Source organism: Sphingobacterium faecale (assembly GCF_016746095.1).
Taxonomy (GTDB): Bacteria; Bacteroidota; Bacteroidia; order Sphingobacteriales; family Sphingobacteriaceae; genus Sphingobacterium; species Sphingobacterium faecale.
In genome coordinates this window covers 69,287-95,571 of sequence record NZ_JAERTY010000004.1, presented here as the reverse complement: position 1 = coordinate 95,571, position 26,285 = coordinate 69,287, and the positions used below count along the sequence as shown (strand labels likewise).

The following is a 26,285-nucleotide window of genomic DNA, read 5'->3' as shown; positions in this document are numbered from 1 at the left end:
AGCCTGAGAAATCGCCTGATTCTCTCAGGCTTTTTCTTTTCTCAGCCCCTTTAAAGAAACCTTTTAAATTGAGATCCCTTTGATTTTTCTGAAAGTGTATGTATTATTGATTCGATTCTATATTCCAAGGGATGAATAAGGTCTCTCGATAACACCAAGTGTCGGTTTATGCCTGTTAGTGGTCAGAATGAATCATGAAAGTTTTTATTTGCAAAAATAAGTATTTTGATAAATGCAAAGTAAAATATTGTTTGTTAAGCTATTATAAAGTCTTTTCAGAATGATTGGCAAAAAAAGTTTTAGTTTCACATAAAAGTTATATTTTTGCGGAACGGTCTCCGTAGTTTAATGGATAGAATTTCAGATTCCGGTTCTGAAGATGTGGGTTCGACTCCCGCCGGGGACACCAAAAAAAAGAGCATTTGATATTATCAAATGCTCTTTTTTTATAGAATTGCTGATTAGTGACCGTGCCCGTCTTCCGTAAAGTGAAGATCGAATTTAAGATCTAGATCATTTGCTCCAGTGAAAGAAGTGAAGTTTGTATTATTCCAATCTTTCTTCGGATCGATCGTTTCTTTAACTTTAGGATTTAGGTGGCGCATGATATAACGGGTTGTAAACGTTGAAGACGCCTTCAATACAGTTATATAACCTTGTACACCTACTTTAACCTTAGTTCCATCATTTTTCTTGTCGCTGTATGTCACAAAGGCGTGGTTCTCTGGTATATTTAAGATAAAGGCAAAGTGATGGTCATCTTTTTCTACAAAAGACTGTTGGGTTTCGCGTCCGGCAAAGTCTTTGATCGTGACATTGAAACGGTATGATTTTCCCACTTCCAAATGAGTGTGAGCTCCTGCTGGTGGCAACATCTGGCTACCTGTAAAGTCTATTTTCTCGACTTCTGGGTTTTCTATTTCAGCATAGTGGTAGTGGTCACCATGTGCTTCTGCTTCGACCTCTGTAAAAGTGATCGATGCCGAACCAACTTCTTCTTGATCTGTTTCTGGTGTAGGTTCATCTTTTTTACAAGCAGTAGTAAGGGCGAAAATAGAAATGAATAGTATAGTTATGTATTTTTTCATCAGAATAAATTGTTAAAATGTAAAATTGACTTTAAGAGACACATTGCGTCCTAACGCATGTGCGTAGTATCTAAACCGATCCATATAGTCTTTGTAAGCCTCGTTAAAGACATTGTCGACGGCAAGTTGGAGTTCTGCTCTTCGTTGGGATTTGAGTTTAATAGAAGAAGCCAGTACTGCGTCAAAGAGATGGTATGCTGCAGGTGGTGGAGCAAAGTCCGAATTCGGCTCATACCGTGTTTGCTTAGCTTGAAAATGATGCTTGATCTTGATATAGCTCAGTACCTGGTTGGGAGCAAAGCGATAGGAGAGATACTGCTGCAGTTTCCAAGCTGGTATATTAGGAAGGAACTCATCTTTCGTGACATTCTTGGCCTTGACAATAGATATGTTTAGTCCGTGTTGCCAGTTTTGGTTGATGTCTGCTAGGGTCGATAAGTCCGCCCCATAGAAGAATGCTCGATCCTGCTGGTATTGAAAGAGCGGAAATGTACCACGGATAGTTTGGCGTGTAGAGTCTGGGACAGGTTGGCTATAGATATAGTTTTCTATCACCTGCGCGAACAGGTCTATGTTTGCCCGGATGATACCCTTATCCATCGAAAGGGAATTTATCCATTTCAAACCTCTTTCACTCTTCAGATTCTTATTCCCAACTTCATAGGTGCCCGTGCCATGATGTATTCCATCGCTGTAGAGTTCATTGGCAGACGGTGCACGCCACGCTAAGCCTAGATTACTTTTCCAGGTAAATATAGCGTTGACACGTTGGCTGATTCCAGCAATCCCTGAAATGTTGTGAAAATGCTTTCTATCCGTCATAAGGTATTGCGGAATCAATCCATCTTCGGTTATCTTCGAATAATCGTATTGATAACCGGCTGCATCGAAGAACTTGTAGTCGTAGCGTATTCCCGTTTCTACCAAATAGCTCTTGAATGGTACTTTGATGCTGGCGAATGCGCCGAGTCCATGATTCTCGAAATTCGGAATGATAGGGGTTGAGCCTGTTCCGGGTACATTGTTATTTATCTGCAGACTTCCCGAAATGCCAGTCATAAAATATGGGCGGCTATATACCAATTCCAATTGTTGTGTGTTTAGAAGTATATCTGCCATAGGGACATCATTTTCAGCAACACGACGCAGGTCAAACTCTTTTCTATGATTACGCTGTATACTGTATTGCGCTTCGAGCTGACTGCTCTCGTCAATCTGGTACAGGTATTCGAGCTTAGCCAGTTGATGGGTTACACGCTGTTTTGGAGATCCGATTTTATAGGAAAAACTGTATTCTTCAAATGGTTTTCCGTGTTCTATTCTGGCCAATATGTCCTCTTTCGAACCGATATGGGCTCCTTGGAATACACCTAAAGTATTTCCAAAATGACTTAGGTACATTCTGAACGTGTTTTTACCCGTTATATAGGATGCGAAAAAATTACCATGAAGCTCCTCATTGCCGGTGTTCCCGAGGTAATAGTCTCCTGATTTCAGATTACCTTGTTTAGCCGTCGTTATTCCTGTTCGGTAGGAGAACTGTCCTATCATTCCCTCCAGTTTATTGTTGAGGAGTAGTCCTCGTCCATTGCTATTGAATAGGATTGCATGGCTACTTTTGGCTTTTCGATCTGTAGCGATAGCAGAAGAGCCTATTTTGATAATTCCTCCCAGTGCATCAGGTCCAAATCGGACCGCGTCCGAACTTTTTATCACCGTAATCTCTTCTGCTGAAAAAGGATCTACTTCTGGAGCATGGTCTGTCCCCCATTGCTGGCTTTCATGTCTTACCCCGTGGTTTATGAGCAATAGCCTATTACCATATAATCCATTTATAACGGGTTTTCCATTATTAGCTCCGGTTTTTAGGGTATTGACCCCTGCGATTTCACTGAGGACACCCGCTAGGTTTTTACCCTGACTCTCCAGTCTTTGTTCTTTATGGAGTGTAACCGAGCTTTTGGGAGCATTGACTTGTGCATTGGCTGTGACGGTAACTGCATCCAGTTGTTGCATTTCTTTTAGCAACACAATTGTTAAGGCCGTGTCCTGGTTGATTTTGATATTGACTTCCTTTTTTTCGTAGCCATTACGGTTTATATAGAGTGAAGATGTCCCTTTGCATATATGCCTAAATAGATAATCCCCTTGGCTGAGTTCATTTGGACGTATATTATTGTTCAAATACAGATGTGCATTGCCAATTGACTGATGGTCTTCAGCGTCAATCAGTCGTACTTTTAGTGTTAAATTACACTGTTGGCCGTAGGCAAATATAGATGTATATAATGCCCACTGAGCGATTAAAATGATAATCGTCTTCATGAATAGCGTCGTTAGTAAATCTTTAATTAAGCGTATGCCTTGTCCATGGAAAACAAAATTGTGTTGTCCAGTGATAGGGGATACTCTACAACATAGTAGTAGCTGTATTGATTTAACTATACATAGGAGGACCTCTGTTGGTGTATAGACGAGGCTTAAGTGTTACTATTGTGGTATCGAGTGATACGTCGTAAGTTGAATAAAAATAAGAGGGTATGTACGCTAATTGTAAGGCGTCTGTTGGAGCCAATGAATTTGGCAGATAGATGTAATAACAGATAGCACAGTCATCATGTACCGTCGATTCATCCGTGTGTTGGCATGAGTTGTTCTCGTGTCGGTGGCAATCGTCATGTTTGTGTAGCAGCAAGCTTCCTGAAACCCATAGATGGATTATAGCGAATAGGAGAGCAACTGTTTTAATGAAGATATGCATTGTATGCAAAGATATCTTTATTGCATCAATGTTGCAAATTTAAATACACTTTGTTGCGTTAGTTTATGATCTCGGGTGAAACTGCGTAATTACCGACTGAAGGTATTCTTTGTCTATATGGGTGTAAATCTCTGTTGTCGTGATGCTTTCATGACCGAGCATGTCTTGTATAGCTCGTAGGTCGGCTCCTCCTTCCACAAGGTGGGAAGCGAAGCTGTGTCGGAAAGTATGCGGGCTGATTTTTTTATTCAACCCGATTTTAGCGGCGAGTTCTTTGATTATTATAAAAATCATTACTCTCGAGAGCGCGGCGCCACGACGATTGAGAAATACAAAATCCTCATGGCCTAGTTTTATTTTCTGTTGGTTGCGTACTTCTTGGAGGTAGATCTTTAGGTACTTAATGGCTTGGCTACCGATGGGTACTAAACGTTCTTTACTACCTTTTCCTTCGATTTTAATGAAATCAATATCGAGGAAAAGGTTGGATATCTTTAAGTTGATAAGCTCAGAAACCCGGAGCCCACAACCGTATAAGACTTCTAATATGGCTTTGTTTCGGGCTCCCTCAGGGCTGGATAGATCTATGGCATTGATTAAGGCATCTATTTCCTCAATATGTAAGACATCTGGCATTTTTCGTTCCAGGCGTGGTGTTTCTATAAGCTCAATTGGATTGGGATCTAGCTCGTGTTCTAACTGCAAGTAATTAAAGTATGCTTTTAGACCAGAAATTAATCTAGCTTGGGTAAAAGTTGAAATGGAAAAAGTGCTCATCCATACGAGGAAATCCTGTATATGACGTGGAGACAGATCCTTAATTTCTAGGTTCAGATCCTCACAGTATATTTTTAGTTTTTGAACGTCATTAAGATAGGCAGAAATTGAATTTTGAGAAAGATTCCGCTCAAATTCCAAGTACCTTTTAAAATCCTTAGATGTAGTATTCCAGTCCATATGCAAAATTAAATATTGTAATTTTATTATTGCTTAATATGTTTAGTAATTTTTTAATGGTATTTTGCCAAAAAATTAAACATGCTAAATTAATGAGATTTTTAAAACCTTTAGCAGTAGCATTTTTATTACCTGCTACTTTCGCATCTGTTGATGCGTCCCCAGTATACGCTTCGACGTTAGCGCATGAGGCAAAAACGATTTTAGCACAAGATACTTTAAAATGGCAAGATAAATTGCCTTTTGATAATAATGTAACCGTAGGTCAGCTGAAAAATGGATTTAAGTATTATATCCTTAAGAATGTCGAGCCTGAAAAGCGGGTTACAATGTATCTTGGTGTCAAAGTGGGATCGATTCTAGAAACAGAAGAAGAACGTGGTCTGGCTCACTTTTTAGAGCACATGAACTTTAACGGATTGAAACACTTTCCAAAAAATGACCTTGTTAATTATTTGCAGAAAGCAGGTGTACGTTTTGGATCTGATTTAAATGCATATACAAGTTTTGAAGAAACAGTTTATCAGCTGCCTATACCTTCCGATGATCCAGAATTATTGAAGAACGGTTTGCAGGTGATGCGCGACTGGGCACAGGACGCTTTGTTGGGTACGGATGAAATCAACAAGGAACGCGGTATCATTATGGAGGAGATGCGTGGTGGTAGAGGTGCTTCGCAACGTATGCAGGATCAGTTTTTGCCTGTATTGTTGAATGGATCTCTGTATTCTCAACGTCTGCCTATCGGTACGGAAAATGTCGTCATGAATTTCGATCCAAAGTTGATCCGCGATTTTCACGCAAGATGGTATAGGCCAGATCTACAATCGATTATTATTGTAGGAGATATCGATACCAAGGAGATGGAACAAGAGGTAATCCGACTTTTTTCGGATATGAAAACGCCTAAGGACGCGGTCAAACGTACAGAGCATTCGGTACCATTGTTAAACAAGAACCAATTTCTAATTGTTACTGACCCCGAGATGCCTTCTACGGTAGGACAGATTATCATTAAGCATCCGGAGGAGAAGGTAAGTACAGTAGGCGATTACAGGACTTCTTTGATGAAGAGTCTATTTAATAATATGATTGGCTCTCGTCTTAGAGAAATCAGTCAACAACCCAACCCGCCATTCCTTCAATCAGGTATAAGTATCAGTTCACTGTTCGGAGGATTGGATAATCTATCGATATCTTTTGCAGCTAAGCCAGGGATGTTTGAAGAGGGCCTAAAGGCGACTATGCGGGAGCTCGATCGTTTCCAAAAATTTGGCTTCACGGAAACTGAATTCAAGAGAACACTTGCTGCCTTTGAAAAGAGTAACGAAACATCCTATAAAGAACGTGATAAGAAAAAATCAGACGCTTATGTCAAAGCTTACCTGCAACATTTTTTAAATGATGCACCAGCACTGAGTAATGAAGATCGTTACGAGATCACGAAGCAGTTGTTACCGACTTTGACTTTAAAAGAGGTTGAAGCTATCGGAAGACGTTTTTACGTGGATAACAATAGGGATATCGTTATTATGGGACCTGAGAAAGATAAAGCTAATCTTCCTCAAGAATCACAGGTTACTGCTTGGTTGAAGGAAGTGGATCAAGAACAGTTAACCGCTTACGAAGATAAAGTATCTGAATTACCACTTTTGGCCAAACAGCCTGTGAAGGGAAGTATTAAGGCAACAAAAGATATCGCCGCAATCCAAACCAAGGAGCTTATCCTTAGTAATGGGGTGAAGGTATTGTTGAAGCCTACTACTTTTAAAAATGATCAGATTTTGATCTCTGCATTTAGTCCAGGAGGTACCTCTTTATACGCTGATGCAGAATATCTTACAGCCTCAAATGCAGCAGCATTTGTTAATGCCTCTGGGGTAGGTCAACTGAATGCTGTAGAATTGAGAAAGTATCTTACCGGAAAGAATGCAAATATTTCACCTTATCTATCTGAACGTTCTGAGGGATTGTCAGGATCCTCGGACAAAGAGGGCTTAAAGACTGCTTTCGAGATGATCTATGGCTATTTTACAGCGCCGAGATTGGATGATGATATTTTCCAAAGCGGAATAGCCCGTACGTTATCGTCGATGGAAAACAGAGAAGATGATCCTGGTTTTGTATTTTCTGATGTTAAAACCAAGACATTGTATAAAGATAATGTACGTAGAACCATTCCTACAGCGGATCAAATTAAAGGAATAAATCAAAAACGTGCTCTAGAGATCTTTAAAGAACGCTTTGCTGATGCTTCTGATTTTACCTTTACCATAGTTGGATCTTTTACCGAGGAAGAGATTAAGCCTTATCTGGAAAACTATCTTGCGGCATTACCAAATCTTGGACGGAAAGAGCAGGCTAAGGATTTAGGTATCGTCGAGCCGGCCAAAGGGATAGAGAAGATCGTATACAAAGGAAAAGAAGCTAAGGCTCAGGTTCAGATGTCCTATTATGGAGACTACGATTATTCAGAGAAAGAAAACTTAAACCTTGACGCACTAGAGGGAGTATTATCCATTAGACTATTAGAGCGGTTACGCGAAGAGGAAAGTGGTGTCTATGGTACAGGCGCAAGTGCATCTTCTAGCAAGTATCCAAGAGGTCGTTACAGCTTTAATATCGGATTTGGCACTGGAGTAGACAAGTATGAATCATTGATTAATTCTGCCGTTGACGAAGTGAATAAGGTAAAAGCCAATGGACCAAGTCAAATCGATTTAGATAAGTTTGTTATCGAGCAGAAACGTCAGTTAGAACTGCAATTGAGAGAGAATGGGTTCTGGATGGGACAGATCTCAGGTGCTTACCAGCTCAATGAGGATCCTACTTATGTACTTCGTTACCTAGATGAGTTAAATAAGGTATCTATTCAATCTGTAAAAGAGGTTGCGAATAAATACTTAAAATCTGATCGTCTTTTCAAGTTTATTTTATTGCCTGAAGCGCAATCTAAATAAGAATCAATTTCATAAAGTAGAGAGGTGCAAATATATGATTTGCACCTCTTTTTTTTCTTAAAGTATATGTACTACTGATTATATTTTTGGTAGATCTGACGGACGTGTTCCTGTTCATTTCCCCCATCTACTATTGCTTTTTGTCTGTTCGCTCCGTTTCCTATTTTCATTTCTAGCTTTTTGGTCCGCCATATATTAATGATGCCAAACCGACCAATTGTCGTTGATGGTAATCCTAACAGACGGCAAGAGTATTCTCCTAAAAGATAATGGTTATAGAACAAATGTATTTCACGCATCATCTTTCGCATGAGCGGATTTGTTGGGTATTGCGCCATCACAGGCTCCTCCTTGAGCGCAGAAGCCAGTAATTGGGTATCTGCATCTCCCTCTCGTTGGGTCATGGTCCAATAGTATAGTGATTCGATAGCCTCATCCTCATTGTCCGGCAATAATTCTAAGGGGATCCCCAGTAAGTGTCCAATATATTTCCAAAAATGGAAGACTCCTTCTTTTTCTTCGGAAGAGACCTGTATTCCCATGCGCTGGAGTCCCACCATAAATACCAATGAGAAGCCTAAATTTGTCGCTAACATATCCCAACTATTGATCGGTATTCCCCATTTTTCTGCATCCCAATCCGACTTGTCGAGGATATGTACACGTGAATAGGCATGTATCATACGCGTGAGGAATATTTGTTTAAGCCCCTCGCTTCCTTTCTCTAAGCCATTTTCTTTCGTGATCTGTACCCAAAACTCTACCGTGTCCACCAAGCGCTTTACCGCCCCCTTTTTTAGTGCTCCTGTGTATATTAAAGGCTTATTGATTGCAGCGGATTCATAACCACCCATAAGACAGTAATCACGTAAGACGATGAGTGAGGTCAACCCTGGTCTTCGGCAAAGCTCACTTCCTTTTTGTAGTTTATTCTTATCTAGCCAATCTGGGTTTAAATTGATATTCTTGAAAAAGTCATTCCATACTGTCGATTCGTCTGGAGGTAAAGGCTGATTGTCTATATAGTTAAATAGGGATTTGTTTGCGGCCACAATACCTATTTTACCATATAGCTCGTGTATGATTTGATCAGCTCTATTATCCCATTGATAAAGCAAGGGAATAAATTGTTTAGCGTTGTCGATATCTGGTGTAAACCCCAGCTTATTCAATAGCTCTTTACCTACCCCTTCTGTCCAATAATAGGCAAATGACGATGTATTGAGCTTAAAGCGATAGGGAATGTCCATCTTATCTATTTACTTGTGGTTTTAGTTCATAAAGGAATACCTTTTGGTGGTGTTTCCAGTCTTTTATATGTTGATTAGCCAGTTGCTCTCGTATTGAATCATCCATTTGTAGGTAATCAAAAACAGCAACGGCACATAGGTAGGCCAGATACTCTCTTGACTTATGAATAAGATTTTTATCAAAGGTCAAACGACTACTGTTAGTACAAACAGTATGGAAATTTGTTTTTAATTTACGGATATATATACTATCGATTAATATCCCTAGTTTTTCTTCCCAAAAACCTATTCGTTGTTTTAATTCTTGCATTAAGACCTGTTCGAGGAGATTGTTTAATCCAGCTTTACTCTTAGGATTGAGATTTGTATATAGGGATTTTCCAGCGATATATGGATTTAGTAATTCTTTTTGGACGACGACGGTAAACGTGCTGTCGAAGAGGGCTATAGTTGTACTTGTTTCCAATTTGACAGACCGATCTGATTTTGCCAATTTTTTGAACGGAGTACTTTTAAGGTAAGTAATCAATTCGCCCTCTGACAGCTGTGCGGGGACAGCAAGCTGAATGATACCATCTTTTTGCCCCATAATGGTGACACCTTTTTCAGTGTCTCGTATACTGATGTCGTAGGTTTGACCTTCAATTTCTATATACATATATAAAATAGTTACCTAATAATCTACTGATGATTTATTATGTTTGCATAGATATAAACCCGTCACGGGAATACCCAATACAAATGTAGCGAACAGAATCGGTTATTATTTAGATCCTTCGTCAACACTTTCGTTGCCCAGTGTAATGTATGTATATCCGTGATAGTTAGTTGGAGTATTCTATTCTGATTTATGGGGATTACTCTTAAAAGATAAATTAAATACATAATGAACAAGCTAATTGTACTTACAGCGGTTTTGGCGAGTGCGAGTGCGACATTTGCGCAGCAGCATCAAGCTATAGACCTATCTCTGATGGACAAGAATGTCAGGCCTCAGGATGATTTTTACAACTACGTCAATGGAAATTGGATGAAATCAGTCGAGATTCCATCAGACAAGGCGCGTTGGGGATCATTCGACGAATTGCGCGAAAATACAGATGTAGCTGTATTGAATATTTTAAAAGGTTCGTTGAATTCACACTTTGAAAAAGGGAGTGATGGACAGAAAATCGCGGACCTTTATAAATCTTTCATAGATTTTGATACGCGTAATAAGCAAGGGTTAGGACCGATTCAAGAGCAACTTAAGCGAATCGACGGGATCAAAGACCTTAAAGACTTAACGGCTTATTTCTCCTTGTATGGCAAAGAAGGGGGAAATCCATTTTATGGAGGCTATGTGAGCGCTCATATGAAGAATTCTAGTGCCAATGCCGTTTATTTAGGAGGGGGAGGACTAGGTCTAGGTCGTTCTTATTACCAAAAGGTAGATGAAAAGAATACTCAGACACTGGGAGATTATGCTACTTATATTTCGGCTTTATATGCCAAGACGGGACAGCTGACACGTGATCTGAAAGGACCGAAAATTGTAGCATTTGAGAAGTCTATTGCTTCTTATTTGAAAACAATAGAAGAGTCCCGCGATGCTCAAAAGCGTTATAACCCAGTTGCTGTTAGAGATTTAGGAAAAATGGTGAAGAACGTCGATGTGGCAGACTATTTGACCAAAATGGGATTTAAAGCAGATACGGTTATCATTGGCGAATTGAATTATTTTCAAAATCTGGATAAAATCGTTAACCAACAAAATATTCATGTTATCAAAGAGTATCTGAAGTTTCATGTTATGAACGACGCTACTGGTTATCTAACACAAGAACTCGATGAGTTAGCGTTCGATTTCTTTGGCCGTAAATTGAAAGGTCAGAAAGAACAGCGTGCTTTGGACAAAAGAGGTCTAGAATTTGTGAATGGAACTGTAGGAGAGCTATTAGGCAAGCTTTATGTAAAGCAACACTTCCCAGAAGATGCAAAGGCAGCGTGCGAAGAACTTGTAGGCTACTTGATCAAATCTTTTGAGGTACATATCAATAATCTAGCTTGGATGTCTCCGGTTACGAAGGAAAAAGCTTTAGAAAAGTTGGCCAAATTTAATGTGAAGATTGGCTATCCAGATAAATGGAAAGACTACTCGCAATTGAATGTTGGCAACTCGCTTCCCGAGAACATTCGGAATATCCACATTTGGGCTTTTGAACAAAACTTAGCAAAACAAGGTAAACCAGTAGATAAAACGGAATGGGGCATGAGCCCGCAGACGGTAAATGCTTATTACAGTCCATTGTATAACGAAATCGTATTCCCAGCGGCCATTCTTCAACGTCCATTCTACGATTATAAAGCCGATGCCGCCGTTAATTTCGGAGGTATAGGTGCAGTTATAGGACACGAATTATCTCATGGATTTGACGATTCAGGCTCTCAGTACGATGGTAATGGTAACTTAAACAATTGGTGGACGGCCGACGATAAAGCAAAATTTGATGCTGCAGCAAATGCGTTGGTAGCTCAATTTGAGTCTTATGAGCCTGTACCGGGAGTATTTGTCAATGGTAGATTTACATTGGGTGAGAATATTGGAGATCTGGGAGGTTCATCTGTAGCTTTTGACGCGATGAAAATGTATCTTAAAGACAAAGGCAATCCCGGTAAAATCGATGGCTTTACACCAGAGCAACGCTTTTTCCTGTCTTGGGCTACGATTTGGCGTACCAAGACAACGGATGAATTTGTTGTCAATCAGGTGAAAACCGATCCTCATTCTCCAGCGCAGTATCGTGCATTTGGACCAATCATCAACCTGGATGGTTTTCACGAAGCTTGGAGTACCAAAGCAGGAGATAAAATGTATGTTCCCAAAGACAAACGTATTGTTATCTGGTAAACTGCGTTTTCCAAATTAAGGAAGTAATAAAGAGGGCGATTTCTATAGTTAGAAATCGCCCTTTTGAATTTATTTAAGTTTGTTTATGGCATCTTGCTCTTTGAGCTTGTCCACATTGTTTTTATCTCCAAACTCTTCTGTTTTTTGCTGGAAATCCTCTAAGATTTCGCGGATAGCATCAGCGTTTTGTGCCGTACGTTGGTAGATGTCCGGCACTTTGGATTCGATCATTTTGTCTCCAAGTTCGATGTTGTCGACTTCGATTTTTCCGATTTTTTCCAACACGGCTTGTTGACTATTACGTAAGTCTTCCAGCTCCCGTGTTATTTTCTCCATCAACTCGAATTTTTTTAATTTATCCATAGCTTTTATCTATTGTTATAGAAATAGAACGTATGGAGCTTTAAAAAGTTTATAAAAAAATCCCGACAGCCTTGCGAAGATGTCGGGATATACATTTTTCAGTATGAACTGAGTTAAGCTACGTCCCTTAGGTCGACCGGTACTACGCGGGATATTCCTTGTTCTACCATCGTAACACCATAGATAATGTCGGTACTCGCTATCGTACGTTTATTGTGGGATACCACGATAAACTGTGATTGATTAGAGAACTCACGTATGATTTTGTTGAACTTGTCAATATTCGTGTCATCCAACGGCGCATCTACCTCATCGAAGATACAGAATGGCGCAGGCTTCAAGAGATACAGGGAGAATAGTAGAGCTGTAGAAGTTAGCGTTTTCTCCCCACCTGACAGCTGATTGATAGATAGCGGACGTTTTCCTTTAGGCCGGGCAATAATATCAATGTCGGACTCTAATGGATTCTTAGGGTCACTGAGAATCAGGTCACAGCTATCTTCTTCGTTGAATAGCGAGCGGAATACACGGATAAAGTTTTCCCTTACCGAAGTAAAGGCGCTCATAAACTTGTCATTGGCACTATCATCTATTTCCTGAATAGTAGATAGCAAAGAGTCTTTCGCTGCTACCAGGTCATTCTTCTCTTTCGTAATGAAATTAAAACGTTCCGTAATCTCATCATAAGCCTCTTTAGCCATAGGGTTGATACTTCCGTATTCGTCCAGCTGTTTTTTCAACCGGGTACATAGGGAGCCCAGTTCTTCGGGTGACTGTTCTATCTCTGGCATTTCCCCTTCAAGGAGCTCTTTGATATCGATATTGAATTCTACCGATAGACGCTCTTTAAGGCTATTAAGGTCTATCTGAAGGGTTGTCTTTTTATCCTTTATCTCCGTAATCAAGAAATCATATTGATCTTTGGCTTTACGTAGATTGCTTACTTCCTCCTCGAGGTCATTAAGGTGTTTACGGAAGGAGTAGAATACTTCTTCCATTTCATGTAAAGCTTTCTCGAGAGACTCTTTTTGCTCATATAAGCCCTTTAAATCGTCGTCATTGCTGTCTGTAAAGGTTAGAGCATCTTTCATGTCTACCTTTATTTGCTCTTGTTCGGCTGTATTCTTATTGATACGCTCTTCCAAAGCTTCCTTTTGACTTTCCCGATATTCCAGGTCTTTTTGGACGCCCGACAACTTATTCTGCTGTTGGTGTAAACGAATGTTTTCCTGGTTATATTCTGCCGATCGTTCGGTTAGAAAATCATTTAAATCATTGAATGCTGCCTGCAAATCTAAGCCTTGCTTTTGGCGCTCTTCACTTTCGACCTTCAAGATCTTTAATTCCGGCTCTGCTTTATTCAGATCTTCAGCGATTTGTGACAGACGTGATTCTATGTCAGCCTTTCTATTCTGTGAATTAGCCAAGAATGCTTGATATTGTTCTTGCTTTGTTTTTACAGAGGTCCATTCATTTTGTAGGCGAGCCAACTGAATACGTAGTTCGTCGATGACTTCTTTTTGCGATTGTCGCTTTAGCGAGGCAATGAGTTCGATTTGCTCTTCCTCAACCTTCATTAACTCGGCAATATGTGCATTGAGCGTTTTGATTTCTTTTGCTAGGTTCTCGAGGTTCTTTGCACGACCGATACGCTTACCTTCAAAAAGACCAACCGAACCACCACTTAAGCCCAATTTGTGCTTATTGAATTTACCCTCGTGATGTAAGATAACGGCATCTGCAGTTGGTAAGTCGGTTTCTATAGATTTAGGATCGTCGGCATGTAGAAGATAGACGTTCTTTAGCAATTCTAGACAAAGCTTTTCATACTTCTTGTCTACCTTTATAACGTCCATTGCAGATACCATGCCACTCGGTACTGTAGGGGTAGTTTGTTCAACAGGTTGCAACACGGCATCTAAAACAAAAAAGTTGGCTCGTCCTCGAGCAGCATCGCTCAAAAGATTAATTGCTTGAATCGCATCTTGTTGCGTGTCGACCACGTAGTGGTTCATCACCGACTCCAAGTAGTTTTCAATCGCGACACGATACTCTTCCTGACAGAAAAGAATATCTGAAAATAGGGGATAAGACTTACTCCATCCAGCATTTTTACGCAAGAACTTAATAGACTCAGGAAACCCTTCAAGGTTATCAACCAACGACTTCGTAAGGTTGTACTCATTTTGTTTGGCATCAACCAAACGAGACTCTTTGCTGAGTTCGTCTTTTGCTTGTGCTAGTTTAGTCTCAGCAACTTGGATCTTACCGTTGAGTTCGTTTTCAAGCTCTAATGCTTGCTCGTACAAGCCCTGTTGCGCATCTACTTTCGATTGTAAGTCGTCAACAGCAAGGTTAAATTGATTTAACTCCTCCGCTTTACTACTTGCGTCAGTGATATTGCGTAAGGACTCTTGCTCGAGCGATTCTTTTTGAATGTTAAAGACCGCAATATCTTTTTCAACTTTATAGATTTTGTTTTGCAGCTCATTGTTTTCAGCAGCAAAACGGTCTAATTTACTTTTAGCGGTTTGTTGCTGTCCTCTTAGTTCTTCAACCTCTGTTTTATTCTTTTGTATAGCATCTTGATAAACATCTAATTTAGCCTGCTCTTCATAAATCTCCTCATGTAGTCGCTTTAAGGTAGAATCAACATGACTAAGTTGCTGTTTATCCAGGTTTTGTTCCGTTTGTATTCGCGCGTCACGCTCTTGTAAGTGGTGGAGACGCTCATTCTTTATTTTTTTCTCCGATTCGTATATCCGGATTTTATTTTGAAACTCGTGAGTCGTTTTTTGTTGTGTCGAAAGGCTTTTTTCCTTTACCAATATTTCCTCACGGCCTGTTCGAAGCTCCTTTTCTTTGCTGTCAATCTGCTCGAGTGTAGTTTGGAGCGATTGGCTTAGCTCTTTTTCTTTTTCACCTAATGTGCTTAGGTCTGAGCTAAAGCTATCCAAGCGATAGTACGCTAATCCGACACTAGCTTTTTTATACTCTTCTTTCAATAAAAAGTATTTATCGGCCTTTTTCGCCTGCGTTTCTAAGGTCTTTAGATTCTTTGTAATTTCATATAGCAAGTCATCGACACGAGATAGATCTGCCTCTGTTTCTTTGAGCTTGTTGAGCGTTTGTTTCTTCCGGACTTTGTACTTGGATATCCCTGAAGCCTCTTCGAATAGGTTTCTCCTAGAGTTATCTTTATTCGCAATGATTTCGTCTATCATTTTCAACTCAATGATAGAGTAGGTGTCTGCACCGATTCCAGTATCCAGAAATAAATCTGTAATATCCTTGAGGCGACATTTTACATCGTTAAGTCGGTATTCACTTTCTCCCGTTCTGTACAGTTTACGCGTTATAGTGACGGTGGTGAATTCTGTTGGCAATACACTTTTGTTGTTGTTGAAAGTCAACGATACCTCTGCTAGATTGGCTGGCTTTCGCGTTTTTGTTCCGTTGAAGATAATATTCTCCATCTTTTCTGAACGCAAGGTCTTCGTACTCTGTTCACCCAGCACCCAACGGATAGCATCTACCACGTTGGATTTTCCGCAACCATTCGGACCGACGATAGCCGTGACGCCCTCGTTAAAATTTATTGTGATTTTATCACCAAAACTTTTAAAACCCTTGATTTCAAGCTTAGTTAGCTCCATTCACCTTGTAGTATTAGTTCGTACGAAAATAAACAATTAAAGACAGAATTTAAATCTAGGTTTTGCACATTTTTATAGATTTCCACATCCCCCAAAAAACAGTTGTTTAGAGTTGTATAAAGTCTTTAATACCAATATCTTCCAAAAAAGTGGCGTCATGGGATACGACAATCAAGGTGCCTTCGTAAGAATTGATTGCGTGGGTCAGGATGCGTACATTTTGAAGATCCAGGTTATTCGTAGGTTCGTCCAAAATAATAAGATCTGGCGCATTCGGAGAGACCGTGAGACAACACAGCGTAAGGCGTAACCGTTCACCTCCGCTCAATACACTAACGGGCTTATTCCAATCGTCTGGTTGGAAGAGAAACCGCTTTAATCGGGTATTGATTTCTGCAGGTTGGAGTCCCGAATCATTGAATAGCTGGGCTTGTTCGAATAGTGTTAATTTGTTGTCCAGCAAGGCATATTCCTGATCTACATAAACTGCGTGTTCAAAGGCCGAAAAACATTTTCCCTCTTGCGGTATCATTTGCTTTAGGATTATTTTCAACAAAGTGGTCTTGCCACTACCGTTGTCTCCTTGAATGGCAATACGCTGCCCTCCCCGTATAAGTATATGGATAGGCGTGGGCCATAGTGGAGTTCCGTCATTCTTTATGACCTGTATGTCTTTGGCTTCAAATAACGTTTTTCCCTCATGGACGCGCATATTTTGAAAATCAAACTTCATCTTGTCCAGATCCGGAACAGACGAGCGCAGTGTCGTGAGGTCTTTGTTCAGATCGGTAATTTTTGATTGATGTACCGCTTTAAGCTTGGAGGTACTATTCTCCGCTTTATTTTTCAGGGTATTCATCATGATACGAGCCACACCTTCCTTCTCCTGCTTTCGCTGACCTCTTGAATCCTGGCGATTTTGCCGCTCGGCTGTTTCTCTTTCCTTGAGCTTTGCTTTTCGTATCTCCTTTTCTTTGGCGCCTATATCATCGGCTAGAGCACTCAATTGCACGTTCTTTTGCTCCAGATAAAATTCATAGTTACCTCCAAAGCGGGTGATGCCATGCGGTGTCATTTCAAACGTGATGTCCAACAGGTCGAGTAGCTGTCTATCATGGCTCACGATAAGCATAGTTTTGTTGCTCTGCGAGATATAGTTATACAATTTTTCCCGGCTCGATGCATCCAGATGATTAGATGGCTCATCAAGAAGCACAAGCTGTGGGTCGTGAATAGCTATGCCTGCGAGGAAAACTTTAGTTTTCTGTCCGCCACTTAGCTTTTCAATAGGGGATCTCAAGGCAATGTCTTCCAGCCCCCAAGCATTAAGCGCCTGTTGACATCGTTCTTCAATAGCCCAGTCGTCGTCTAGCATGAGATAATCATTCTCATTAATACTGCCTTTTAGGATATTGTCCAAGGCAATAAGTTTCTCCTGTACGCCTAAGGCTTCTGCTACCGTGAGATTGTTGTATTGACCAAATACCTGAGGGACAAAGTAAACGCTTCCATTGGCCTGTATCTGTCCATGTGATGGAGAGGTATGTCCACTGATAAGGTGTAATAAAGTTGATTTTCCGACGCCATTATTTCCGACTAAAGCTACTTTTTCCTGTGGAGCTAGGCGAAAACCAATATTTTCAAATGCAATAGATTTGTTTGGAAATGTATAGGATACATTTTGTAAAATAAGCATGATTTCTTCTTTTGAAAGTAATAAGATAACCGACTCCTTGACGACAGGGCAGTTGTGGGTTAAAAAGAGAAGAAATCAATTTTACATATAATGCGTTTTTATTTGTCAGATAGACAAAGGTAAGAAAAAAAAAGGCTTTATTTACAAATGTTGCAAAATAAAGCCCTTTTTGCGGTGGCAATATGTTTATTTTTTAAATAGACCGTATAGTTCGGCTTCTATTTTTTGAATGATAGTTCCAAGATCCTCGGGATTATTCGCAAAGTCCAAGTTATCTTTGTCCAGTACCAACAATTTTCCATCTGTATAATTGTTGATCCATTTTTCATACTTATCATTCAGCTTTGACAGGTAGTCTAGGCGGATACCCGATTCATAGTCCCGGCCTCTGGTCTGTATATTGTTAACCAATGTCGGTACAGAAGCCTTTAGATAAATCAAAAGATCCGGTGGTTTGATATAATGTATGATACTTTGGAATATATTACTGTAGTTTTCAAAGTCGCGTGCACTCATCAATCCCATATCATACAGATTCTCTGCAAAGATGTATGCATCTTCATAGATGGTGCGGTCTTGTATCATGTTGATACTTTTACGTTGTAGCTCGACAATATGGCGGAAGCGACTGTTTAAAAAGAAAATCTGCAAGTTGAAAGCCCATCTTTTCATATCACTATAAAAGTCTTCAAGGTAGGGGTTGTCATCTACTGTTTCAAACTGCGGCTCAAAATTGAGGTGTTGAGCGAGTAGTTTAGTCAATGTTGTCTTTCCAGCTCCAATATTTCCAACGATTGCAATATGCATAGCTTAAATAAAAGTTAAAAAGTAAAGATTACGACCTCATCGTCATAATTCAACTAATAAAGTTTTTTGATCCCAATGATTTCCCGTACTTCACGTAGTGTTTTCTGGGCACTTGCAGATGCTTTTTCCGCACCTATACGAAGCGCTTTTTGGATATAATCTTCATCATTGGAGATATCCTGTATGCGGGACCGGACAGGTTCTGTGGCGATGACCATATCTTCGGCCAGTTGCTTTTTGAAATCCCCATATCGTATCTCGCATTTATTGTATAAATCATCAAAATGCGCCAGCGTATCATCCGTAGATACCACCTTCATCAGGTCAAAGAGATTCTGTACTGACTCTGGCTTTTCTTGATTAGGTGCTGTAGGTCCAGAATCGGAAACAGCACGCATGATTTTTTTACGGATTACCTCAGGCGTATCAGATAGATAGATACAATCTGCTTCACCATTTGATTTACCCATTTTGCCCTGTCCGCTCAGTCCCGGTACCTTAACTAATTTGTTCGAGTAGGAGAACGCAAAGGCTTCTTTGAAATAATCTACCTTATAAAGGTGGTTAAAACGATTGCCAAATGTACGGGTCATTTCCAGATGTTGTTCCTGATCTTTGCCTACAGGTACCTTGGTCGCATGATGAAGTAAAATATCACATGCCATTAACACGGGATAGGTTAACAAACCTGCATTGACATTATCCGGATTTGAACGGACTTTGTCTTTGAAGGAAGTAGATCTTTCAAGTTCGCCCAAATAAGCATTCATATTCATGTAGAGGTAAAGCTCTGCTACCTCGGGTACATCGGATTGAACGTAAATCGTGGATTTTTCGGGGTCAATGCCTGCTGCTAAATATTCAATCACGACATTGCGAACCGTAGACTGTAAGTCTTGCGGATTGGGGTGTGTGGTAAGAGAATGTAAATCGGCTATAAAAAAGAAGCAATTGTATTCATCTTGCATTTTGACAAAATTACTCAACGCTCCGTAATAGTTTCCTAAATGTAATTTTCCGGTACTTCTGATACCGCTAACGACAGTTTCCATATGCTGCGAAATTACGGAATAATTCCTTTATTTTATTTTTAGTTTTCGATATTATGACCATTTAGAGACCTAGCGTCTTTGCTTCGTTCCAATAGATATCCATCTCAGCAAGGTTCATTTCACTGAGTTTTTGGTCATTCTCGGATGCCCGCTGTTCTAAATGGTTAAACCTCCGTATGAATTTTTTGTTTGTTTTTTCTAACGCATTTTCGGGATTGATTCCCATATGTCGGGCATAATTGATTAAAGAGAAGAGAAGATCACCAAATTCCTGTTCCGCTTTATCCATATCAACGGTATCCTTATTCTCCAGATCAAACTCTTGCTTAAATTCCTGAAGTTCTTCTTCAACCTTCTTCCAGACTTCGGTCTTGTCGTCCCAATCAAAGCCTACTCCGCGTACTTTGTCCTGTATACGATAGGCTTTCACCAGGGCAGGCAATGTTTTTGGAACACCGGCAAGGACTGAACGGTTACCTTCATTTAATTTGATCTGTTCCCAGTTGGCTTTGACATCTTCATCATTGTCTACCGTTGTCTCGGCATAGATGTGTGGATGGCGATGGATCAATTTGTCACAGACGCTATTGAGCACCGCTGTGATATCAAATGCATGTTGTTCTTCGGCAATCTTAGCATAGAAAACCAAGTGCATCATCAGGTCGCCCAGCTCTTTTTTTACTTCATCGAGATCTTGGTCCAAGATTGCATCCGCTAGTTCGTACATTTCTTCGATGGTCAGGTGACGTAGGCTTTCCATCGTCTGTTTTCTATCCCAAGGGCAATCTATCCGTAGGGTATTCATCACGGTTAAAAGTCGAGAAAATGCTTCCGATGGGTTGCTTGCTGTTGTAGGGATGGGATGTGCCATGATGTTTTCTTTTTTTGTAGCCCAAAGTTAAGATTTAATAGTTGCCGTATGAAACGTTTTAGGCGAACTATCGTATTGTGCCAAAGTCCGCGGGTAAAAAATGAAAGAGATCCGGGAGTTTTAATGGTGGTTTTTGACGAAAATGAATATTCTTTATAAGAATGTTTGTTTCTCTTTATGTCAGTTTTGTGCTCCACTTCTGAGTTCTTAAACTCGCTTAGGCAACTTTTCGAAGCTGCCTAAGCATTTTTGGAAACTCGCCTAAGCCTTTTTGTAAAAACTCTTCGGTCATTTTTTCAAAATGTTAGAGGTTTCATCGGCAGTAAAAAAGTAGAGGTTACTCTATTTTGATTTTAAGCCGTTCTAATGCGTTTATTTTTTTTGTACCATTGGGGTCAAATCGGCATAGAAACCAAAATTAACTTTGGGTTAAACTGCCTTGGCGTAAGCTTTTTGTATAAGTCTGTAAACAGATTTGCTTGTGATTTGTTATCCATGTTAATTTAATGCTTATAGAAGCTTATCGCTATAAAAAAATATGCTATATATAGACACTATTCCTTATTATATTATATTTTAGAGTTTTTTCTAATGTTGGCCTTAAATTCAGACGGCGTCATCCCATATTTCTTTTTAAAAGCCGTTGAAAAGTATGCGGGATTTGTGAAGCCACTTTCATAGGCGACAATACTTAGTGGTATATTTTTTAAGATCAATTGTTTAGATTTTTGTAGTTTTTTTTCATTTATGTAAAAAGAGACATTGCAATCTAATAATGTTTTTAATTTTCTGTGTAGAGTGACCTTCGATATATTTAAAAATGAGCTAATCTCATCGACTGATAGTTGCGGGTTTGTAATATTATTCTCTATATAGTGCTCTAGATTTTTTAAAAGAACTTTATCATTCGGATCAGGACTAATGATATGCCTTAAATCGATATTGTTATTGGAATAGTACTGTTCCAGCATTTTTCTATTAGCTATTAAACTGCCGACAGATTCAATTAAAAATTCCGTGTTGAATGGTTTTGTAATATAGAGATCTGCTTTAACTTTTAGTCCGCTGATAATATGCTCATCATTTGATTTAGCACTCAATATTATGATTGGAATGTAAGAAGTATATTTATCAGCTTTAAGTTTTTTAACAATCTCTACACCTGAAATATCTGGTAACATGTTATCTGTAATTATTAGTGATGGATTTATTTGAGTTACCATTTCTAAGGCCTCCATACCACTATGTACAAAGTAAACGTGATAAGATTCTATAAAAATATTTTTTAACAGAACAGCTAAATCTCTGTTGTCCTCGATAATTAAAATAGATTTTTCTTGGTTATGCCATTTTTGTTGTTGTAAGTGATCATTCTCGAGGGTATTCTGGATTTGATCGTCAATAAGAAAAAAACTATTTGCTAAATATTCACTATTTCTATTTGATGTATTATCTTCACCGATCTCGTGTTCAGAATCTTTTTTCTGTTTAAAAGGCAACGTTATCCGTAATTTAGTGCCATCATTGGTGTGGCTTTCAACATAGATATTGCCATTATGTAGCGTTACGATTTCTTTACACAATGCTAAACCTATACCACTTCCATGTTCCGCATTGTTTCCATGGTAGAACGGTTCGAATATATTGTCAATGTCACTGCTCGGAATACCAATTCCATTATCTTTAATGGTTATATTGAAAGAACCATGGTTTTCGGCAGGACTAAGGCTCATCGTCACTTTTCCATTATTAGGGGTGAATTTAAAGGCGTTGCTTAATAAATTAAATATTAACTTTTCAAATTGAGAGTTATCTATGTCTGCAACTGGGGTTTTTATACTGTTTTCTAAGTAAAAATCTATGTTCTTTATCCTTGCTAAGGGTCTAAACAGATTGACGATCTGTTGACATATTAGAAGTATGTTCTTACTCTCTACATGCAGAGATACACTATAATTCTTGAATTTTTGAAAGTCTAAAAGTTGATTGATCAACTGTTGTAGAACTAAAGCATTTTTCTCTACCAGCTCGAGATGATATTTTTGATCATCCGTTACACTGTACTTTTTTAAAAATGCACGCAATGGAATAAGCATCAAGGTCAGCGGAGTTTTAAATTCATGCGAGATCATGGTAAAGAAGTTAATCTTTGCTTCTGATGCCTTTTTAATATTTTCACTCATTTCCAGGATTTTTTCCTGTTGGTTCAGTATTTCATGATTTTGGGTTTCCAGCTGTTTGTTTTTATCCCAATTGGCCTTTAAAAGATAAAATGTAATTCCACCGAATACAATAGCAAAAACTAAACTGATGACTAGAAAATTTAATGTCCGCTGTTGCCCAATAAATACTCGCTTTTGATCTTCTAAAAGCTTTTGCTGACGATCAATGTCGATCTGTTGCGTGATCAATTTGTCATTTTGAACTTTCATCGCGTGTACATTCGTCGAATCTACTACAAAAGATTCTAGTAATAATTCCTTTTCATAAGCCCTTCCAGATATTATCGCCATTGCAGTCTGTATACATTCTTTTCCTCCGGTAGGGTAGAGCAATGAAGCATATATTTTCTTGTTATATATGAGATCGATTCCATTGTCTAGTCCAGGGAGAGCATCTACTCCTATTATTCTTGTGTTTTGATTTCCATATAACTGTGCTACGACTTGATGAGCAGCTAATGCCATCTGGTCATTAAATGCAAAGATTGCATCATAACCGTTAACAGGAAATGGGTGTGTCAACAGTGCCTTTTCAGCGTTTTCTCGGATCCATTGTCCATTTATTTTGGTGTTATGCTTGATGTTTCTAAATGATTTCAAAGCTTCGTAAAATCCTTTTTCACGTTCCTGTGAGGCCGAAGAGAGTGGAAGCCCTGTTATTTGTAATATATTTCCTTTACCGTTCAGTTTACTTCCCAAATATTCTCCTGCTTTATAACCTACTTGATAGTTATCTGCGCCGACGTAAGCCGAGTATTTATTTGATGTGGTTTTTCTGTCTGTTACGACGATTGGGATTCCAGCTTTAAACAAACTGTCCACGATAGGTGTAAGCGGGGCCGCTTCATTCGGAGAAATTATTATCAGGTCAGGTTTTTTTTTCGCGATATCTCTAAGTTGTTGGATTTGAGTAAGGCTATTATTATTGGCATCTTGATAGACGAATTCCACGTTTTTATTAAGCGAAAGCTCCCTTTTCATTTCCTCAAGCATATTTCTTCTCCAGGCATCAGAGCCCACGCATTGTGAAAAGGCGATTGTAATTGTTTCTTCATTTCTTTTGCTTTCGCAGTTTATAAATAGAACCGACAGCACACTAAATGTGAGAATATAATATAGTCTATACATAATCGATTTATTTTGGTCTTTTGTAAATCTATCAATAAACTTTAAAAGGATGGTAATTTATATCATTAGATATGTCAATGTGGTGTCTGTGGGTGAAATAAAATTGAAAATATGTGAAACAAAAATAGAATAGTGAGAATTTTTATATGTATAATTCGCTTTTAATCAGTTTGTTATTGTTTTTTTAAGTTTCATAAGCTATTGACATAATAGTGTAAGACCGAGCCTTACCGAAAAGCGACCTTTGGATATATAATCTAATAACTAAATCTTTTTTATGAATAACAACAAGGTTTTTCTTTGGTCTTTGGTCATATCACTCGGAGGCTTTTTATTTGGTTTTGACACTGCTGTGATTTCAGGCGCAGAGCGAGAAATTCAGGCGTATTGGGCTCTTACAGAATTTGAACATGGAGTGACTATGTCGATAGCGCTCATCGGTACTGTATTAGGTGCGCTTGTTGGAGCTATTCCCTCAGATAATTGGGGGCGTAAGAAAGCACTTTTATTAATAGCTTCATTATATTTAGTATCCGCTATAGGAACAGCTTTAGCGCATAATTGGGTGTTTTTTTTGACATTTAGGCTATTGGGGGGAGTCGGTGTAGGTATTTCATCTGTCACAGCACCAATCTATATATCCGAAATATCTCCACCAGATAAAAGAGGAAGACTCGTTGGACTGTTCCAGTTCAATATAGTTCTTGGTATTCTTATATCCTACCTTTCTAATTATATGATAGGCCAGATGGAGGGTGAGACGTGGAGATATATGCTAGGTGTCCAAGCATTCCCGTCAATTTTATTTTTTGTACTTATAAAATACCTGCCAGAAAGCCCGAGATGGTTGATTATAAAGAAAGGAAATCTGGAATTAGGAAAAAGTATATTAGAGGTTATCAATCCCACGAATAGTACCAGAGAATTGGAGGTGATTTTAAATTCAAAGGCTATACATGGCGAACAAAAATATTCTGTTTTTAAGAAAGACTATAACAAACCTTTGCTGTTGGCCATATTGTTTGCCGTTTTTAACCAAGTATCAGGTATCAATGCAATCATTTATTATGCACCTCGGGTGTTTGAGATGGCAGGATTGGGTTCACAAGGGTCTTTACTGTCAACTGTGGGGATAGGATTAGTTAATTTTATATTTACCTTATTAGCACTCAGTGTTATCGATCAGTTTGGAAGGCGTAAGCTCATGCTGTTCGGGACAATAGGAATTATTTTTTCTTTATTGCTGGTGTCCTACTCGTTTCATCAAAGCGAGCCCGATGGCATCCTAATTCTTGTGTGTTTGATGTTCTATATCGCATTTTTTGCATTATCTCAGGGTGCCGTTATTTGGGTTTTTATAGCCGAGATATTCCCGAATGTTGTGAGAGCGCAAGGTCAGACTTTAGGCAGTTTAACTCATTGGGTTATGGCTGTGATTATTACATTTTGTTTCCCCATGTTCAGTTCTTGGCTAGGGGGCAGTAGCACTTTTTTGATTTTTGCCTTTTTTATGATCGGGCAGCTTGTGTTCGTTTTAAAATATATGCCAGAGACAAAGAAAAGATCTTTAGAACAACTACAGGAAGCAAATACAGCATCTATAAATCAATAAAAAAAACAGGAATATGAATACAAAGGTTTATTGTTTTGGAGAGGTATTATGGGATATAATAGGTGGTACCGAGATCCCTGGAGGAGCTCCTATGAATGTCGCTTATCATCTCGCTAAACTAAGTGTATCCAGTTATATCATTAGCTGCGTGGGGAGAGACAAAAGAGGTGAAAAGCTTATGGGTTTTCTAAATGAAAATGATGTCGACACAAGCTTTGTAATAGATTCAATATATCCAACTGGGATAGTCAATGCGACGATAGATGCTAATGAAGAAGTAAATTATGATATCGTTTATCCATCTGCTTGGGACAATATCAAGGTAAGCAAGGATTTGAGTAGGATGGACATTTTGGTATTTGGAAGCTTAGCATCCCGATCGGACCGTAGCTATGAAGCCCTAAAATCCATATTGTCAAAGGCTGACTTGAAGATATTTGATGTCAACCTAAGACCTCCTTTCTTGGACAAAGATAAAATATGTTATTTATTAGGCCTGTCAGATGTTGTTAAAGTCAATCTTTCTGAACTCAACACTATTTATTCTTGGTTCGAATCGGAGTTGAGTTCGGATGTGAATCAGGCCACATTGATCATGGATAAATTCAGTATAAGTGAACTAATACTAACAAAAGGTGCCGAGGGGGGATGCTATTTTTCCGATGGAGTCAATTATAATTTTAAAGCTTACCCAGTTTCGGTAAAAGATACCATTGGTAGTGGCGATTCATTTTTAGCAGGTTTTATTTACGGGAGGCTTAATGGTTTTGATTTGGAAGAGAATTTAGAGTTTGCAACCCAGATCAGTGGGTATATAACTTCAAATAAAGGTGGGTGTCCAGAGTACCAGCTTGTTGACTTTAACAGATTTTTATGGAAAAAAAGCTACGATTATATTGAAAAGCGAAGATACGTAGCAGCGTATTAGTGTATCTTCAAATACAGTTAAGAAAATTAAAAAACCATATTATA

16 protein-coding genes and 1 tRNA gene are annotated in these 26,285 nt (G+C 39.0%); 5 read left to right on the top strand and 12 right to left on the bottom strand.

The features are described 5' to 3' along the window. The first annotated feature begins 334 nt into the window (after positions 1-334). Positions 335-409: transfer RNA gene (locus tag JKG61_RS08375), tRNA-Arg, on the top strand. Positions 410-461: 52 nt separating this feature from the next. Here the strand turns inward: JKG61_RS08375 and JKG61_RS08370 are convergent. The 3 genes from JKG61_RS08370 to xerD all read right to left on the bottom strand — a co-directional run bounded on the left by JKG61_RS08370 (position 462) and on the right by xerD (position 4,806). Further along, positions 462-1,088, bottom strand: a complete 627-nt coding sequence (locus JKG61_RS08370) for a hypothetical protein (protein ID WP_202102527.1) — start codon at positions 1,086-1,088, stop codon at positions 462-464. A 12-nt stretch (positions 1,089-1,100) separates the two neighbouring features. Next, a complete protein-coding gene (locus tag JKG61_RS08365) occupies positions 1,101-3,413 on the bottom strand; it encodes a TonB-dependent receptor (RefSeq protein WP_202102526.1) in 2,313 nt (770 codons plus the stop codon). Positions 3,414-3,912: 499 nt separating this feature from the next. Continuing rightward, positions 3,913-4,806, bottom strand: a complete 894-nt coding sequence (gene xerD, locus JKG61_RS08360; protein WP_202102525.1) for a site-specific tyrosine recombinase XerD — start codon at positions 4,804-4,806, stop codon at positions 3,913-3,915. 92 nt (positions 4,807-4,898) lie between these two features. Between xerD and JKG61_RS08355 the strand changes: the two genes are divergently transcribed. Then, complete coding sequence (locus tag JKG61_RS08355; RefSeq protein WP_202102524.1) at positions 4,899-7,766, top strand: M16 family metallopeptidase; 2,868 nt, start codon at positions 4,899-4,901, stop codon at positions 7,764-7,766. Positions 7,767-7,837: 71 nt separating this feature from the next. On the opposite strand, the gene JKG61_RS08350 is transcribed toward JKG61_RS08355, so the two are convergent. Together JKG61_RS08350 and JKG61_RS08345 are read right to left on the bottom strand one after the other, a co-directional pair. Beyond that, positions 7,838-9,016, bottom strand: coding sequence for an oxygenase MpaB family protein (locus tag JKG61_RS08350; protein ID WP_202102523.1), 1,179 nt, complete (start codon positions 9,014-9,016; stop codon positions 7,838-7,840). 1 nt (position 9,017) lies between these two features. Then, positions 9,018-9,674 carry a YgjP-like metallopeptidase domain-containing protein gene (locus JKG61_RS08345; RefSeq protein WP_202102522.1) on the bottom strand — a complete coding sequence of 219 codons (657 nt, stop codon included), beginning with the start codon at positions 9,672-9,674 and terminating at the stop codon, positions 9,018-9,020. A 228-nt stretch (positions 9,675-9,902) separates the two neighbouring features. Between JKG61_RS08345 and JKG61_RS08340 the strand changes: the two genes are divergently transcribed. Further along, positions 9,903-11,906: a M13 family metallopeptidase gene (locus JKG61_RS08340; protein ID WP_202102521.1), complete on the top strand. Its 2,004-nt coding sequence runs from the start codon at positions 9,903-9,905 to the stop codon at positions 11,904-11,906. Between the two features lie 69 nt (positions 11,907-11,975). Here JKG61_RS08340 and JKG61_RS08335 read toward each other — a convergent pair whose 3' ends face one another. From JKG61_RS08335 to JKG61_RS08305, 7 genes are all read right to left on the bottom strand, one after another. Then, a complete protein-coding gene (locus JKG61_RS08335; RefSeq protein ID WP_133583617.1) occupies positions 11,976-12,269 on the bottom strand; it encodes a hypothetical protein in 294 nt (97 codons plus the stop codon). Positions 12,270-12,382: 113 nt separating this feature from the next. Then, complete coding sequence (smc, locus tag JKG61_RS08330; protein ID WP_202102520.1) at positions 12,383-15,925, bottom strand: chromosome segregation protein SMC; 3,543 nt, start codon at positions 15,923-15,925, stop codon at positions 12,383-12,385. A 106-nt stretch (positions 15,926-16,031) separates the two neighbouring features. Then, the gene (locus JKG61_RS08325) at positions 16,032-17,621 is read right to left on the bottom strand and encodes an ABC-F family ATP-binding cassette domain-containing protein (protein ID WP_202102519.1); all 1,590 of its coding nucleotides are present in this window, start codon (positions 17,619-17,621) and stop codon (positions 16,032-16,034) included. A 186-nt stretch (positions 17,622-17,807) separates the two neighbouring features. After that, positions 17,808-18,428, bottom strand: coding sequence for a deoxynucleoside kinase (locus JKG61_RS08320; protein WP_202102518.1), 621 nt, complete (start codon positions 18,426-18,428; stop codon positions 17,808-17,810). 53 nt (positions 18,429-18,481) lie between these two features. Beyond that, positions 18,482-19,480: a tryptophan--tRNA ligase gene (trpS, locus tag JKG61_RS08315; protein WP_202102517.1), complete on the bottom strand. Its 999-nt coding sequence runs from the start codon at positions 19,478-19,480 to the stop codon at positions 18,482-18,484. Positions 19,481-19,541: 61 nt separating this feature from the next. Continuing rightward, positions 19,542-20,351, bottom strand: a complete 810-nt coding sequence (gene mazG, locus JKG61_RS08310; protein ID WP_202102516.1) for a nucleoside triphosphate pyrophosphohydrolase — start codon at positions 20,349-20,351, stop codon at positions 19,542-19,544. A 569-nt stretch (positions 20,352-20,920) separates the two neighbouring features. Next, positions 20,921-23,701, bottom strand: a complete 2,781-nt coding sequence (locus JKG61_RS08305) for a hybrid sensor histidine kinase/response regulator transcription factor (RefSeq protein ID WP_202102515.1) — start codon at positions 23,699-23,701, stop codon at positions 20,921-20,923. A 277-nt stretch (positions 23,702-23,978) separates the two neighbouring features. Between JKG61_RS08305 and JKG61_RS08300 the strand changes: the two genes are divergently transcribed. Both JKG61_RS08300 and JKG61_RS08295 read left to right on the top strand, forming a co-directional pair. Further along, on the top strand, positions 23,979-25,313 hold the full coding sequence (locus JKG61_RS08300) for a sugar porter family MFS transporter (protein ID WP_202102514.1): 1,335 nt from the start codon (positions 23,979-23,981) through the stop codon (positions 25,311-25,313). A 13-nt stretch (positions 25,314-25,326) separates the two neighbouring features. Beyond that, a complete protein-coding gene (locus JKG61_RS08295; protein WP_202102513.1) occupies positions 25,327-26,241 on the top strand; it encodes a carbohydrate kinase family protein in 915 nt (304 codons plus the stop codon). The last annotated feature ends 44 nt before the right edge of the window (positions 26,242-26,285 follow it).

Excerpts from the sequence above, each read along its gene's own strand:
- JKG61_RS08370 (WP_202102527.1), bottom strand. The coding sequence starts at position 1,088 with ATGAAAAAATACATAACTATACTATTCATTTCTATTTTCGCCCTTACT.
- JKG61_RS08365 (WP_202102526.1), bottom strand. The coding sequence starts at position 3,413 with ATGAAGACGATTATCATTTTAATCGCTCAGTGGGCATTATATACATCT.
- xerD (WP_202102525.1), bottom strand. The coding sequence starts at position 4,806 with ATGGACTGGAATACTACATCTAAGGATTTTAAAAGGTACTTGGAATTT.
- JKG61_RS08355 (WP_202102524.1), top strand. The coding sequence starts at position 4,899 with ATGAGATTTTTAAAACCTTTAGCAGTAGCATTTTTATTACCTGCTACT.
- JKG61_RS08350 (WP_202102523.1), bottom strand. The coding sequence starts at position 9,016 with ATGGACATTCCCTATCGCTTTAAGCTCAATACATCGTCATTTGCCTAT.
- JKG61_RS08345 (WP_202102522.1), bottom strand. The coding sequence starts at position 9,674 with ATGTATATAGAAATTGAAGGTCAAACCTACGACATCAGTATACGAGAC.
- JKG61_RS08340 (WP_202102521.1), top strand. The coding sequence starts at position 9,903 with ATGAACAAGCTAATTGTACTTACAGCGGTTTTGGCGAGTGCGAGTGCG.
- JKG61_RS08335 (WP_133583617.1), bottom strand. The coding sequence starts at position 12,269 with ATGGATAAATTAAAAAAATTCGAGTTGATGGAGAAAATAACACGGGAG.
- smc (WP_202102520.1), bottom strand. The coding sequence starts at position 15,925 with ATGGAGCTAACTAAGCTTGAAATCAAGGGTTTTAAAAGTTTTGGTGAT.
- JKG61_RS08325 (WP_202102519.1), bottom strand. The coding sequence starts at position 17,621 with ATGCTTATTTTACAAAATGTATCCTATACATTTCCAAACAAATCTATT.
- JKG61_RS08320 (WP_202102518.1), bottom strand. The coding sequence starts at position 18,428 with ATGCATATTGCAATCGTTGGAAATATTGGAGCTGGAAAGACAACATTG.
- trpS (WP_202102517.1), bottom strand. The coding sequence starts at position 19,480 with ATGGAAACTGTCGTTAGCGGTATCAGAAGTACCGGAAAATTACATTTA.
- mazG (WP_202102516.1), bottom strand. The coding sequence starts at position 20,351 with ATGGCACATCCCATCCCTACAACAGCAAGCAACCCATCGGAAGCATTT.
- JKG61_RS08305 (WP_202102515.1), bottom strand. The coding sequence starts at position 23,701 with ATGTATAGACTATATTATATTCTCACATTTAGTGTGCTGTCGGTTCTA.
- JKG61_RS08300 (WP_202102514.1), top strand. The coding sequence starts at position 23,979 with ATGAATAACAACAAGGTTTTTCTTTGGTCTTTGGTCATATCACTCGGA.
- JKG61_RS08295 (WP_202102513.1), top strand. The coding sequence starts at position 25,327 with ATGAATACAAAGGTTTATTGTTTTGGAGAGGTATTATGGGATATAATA.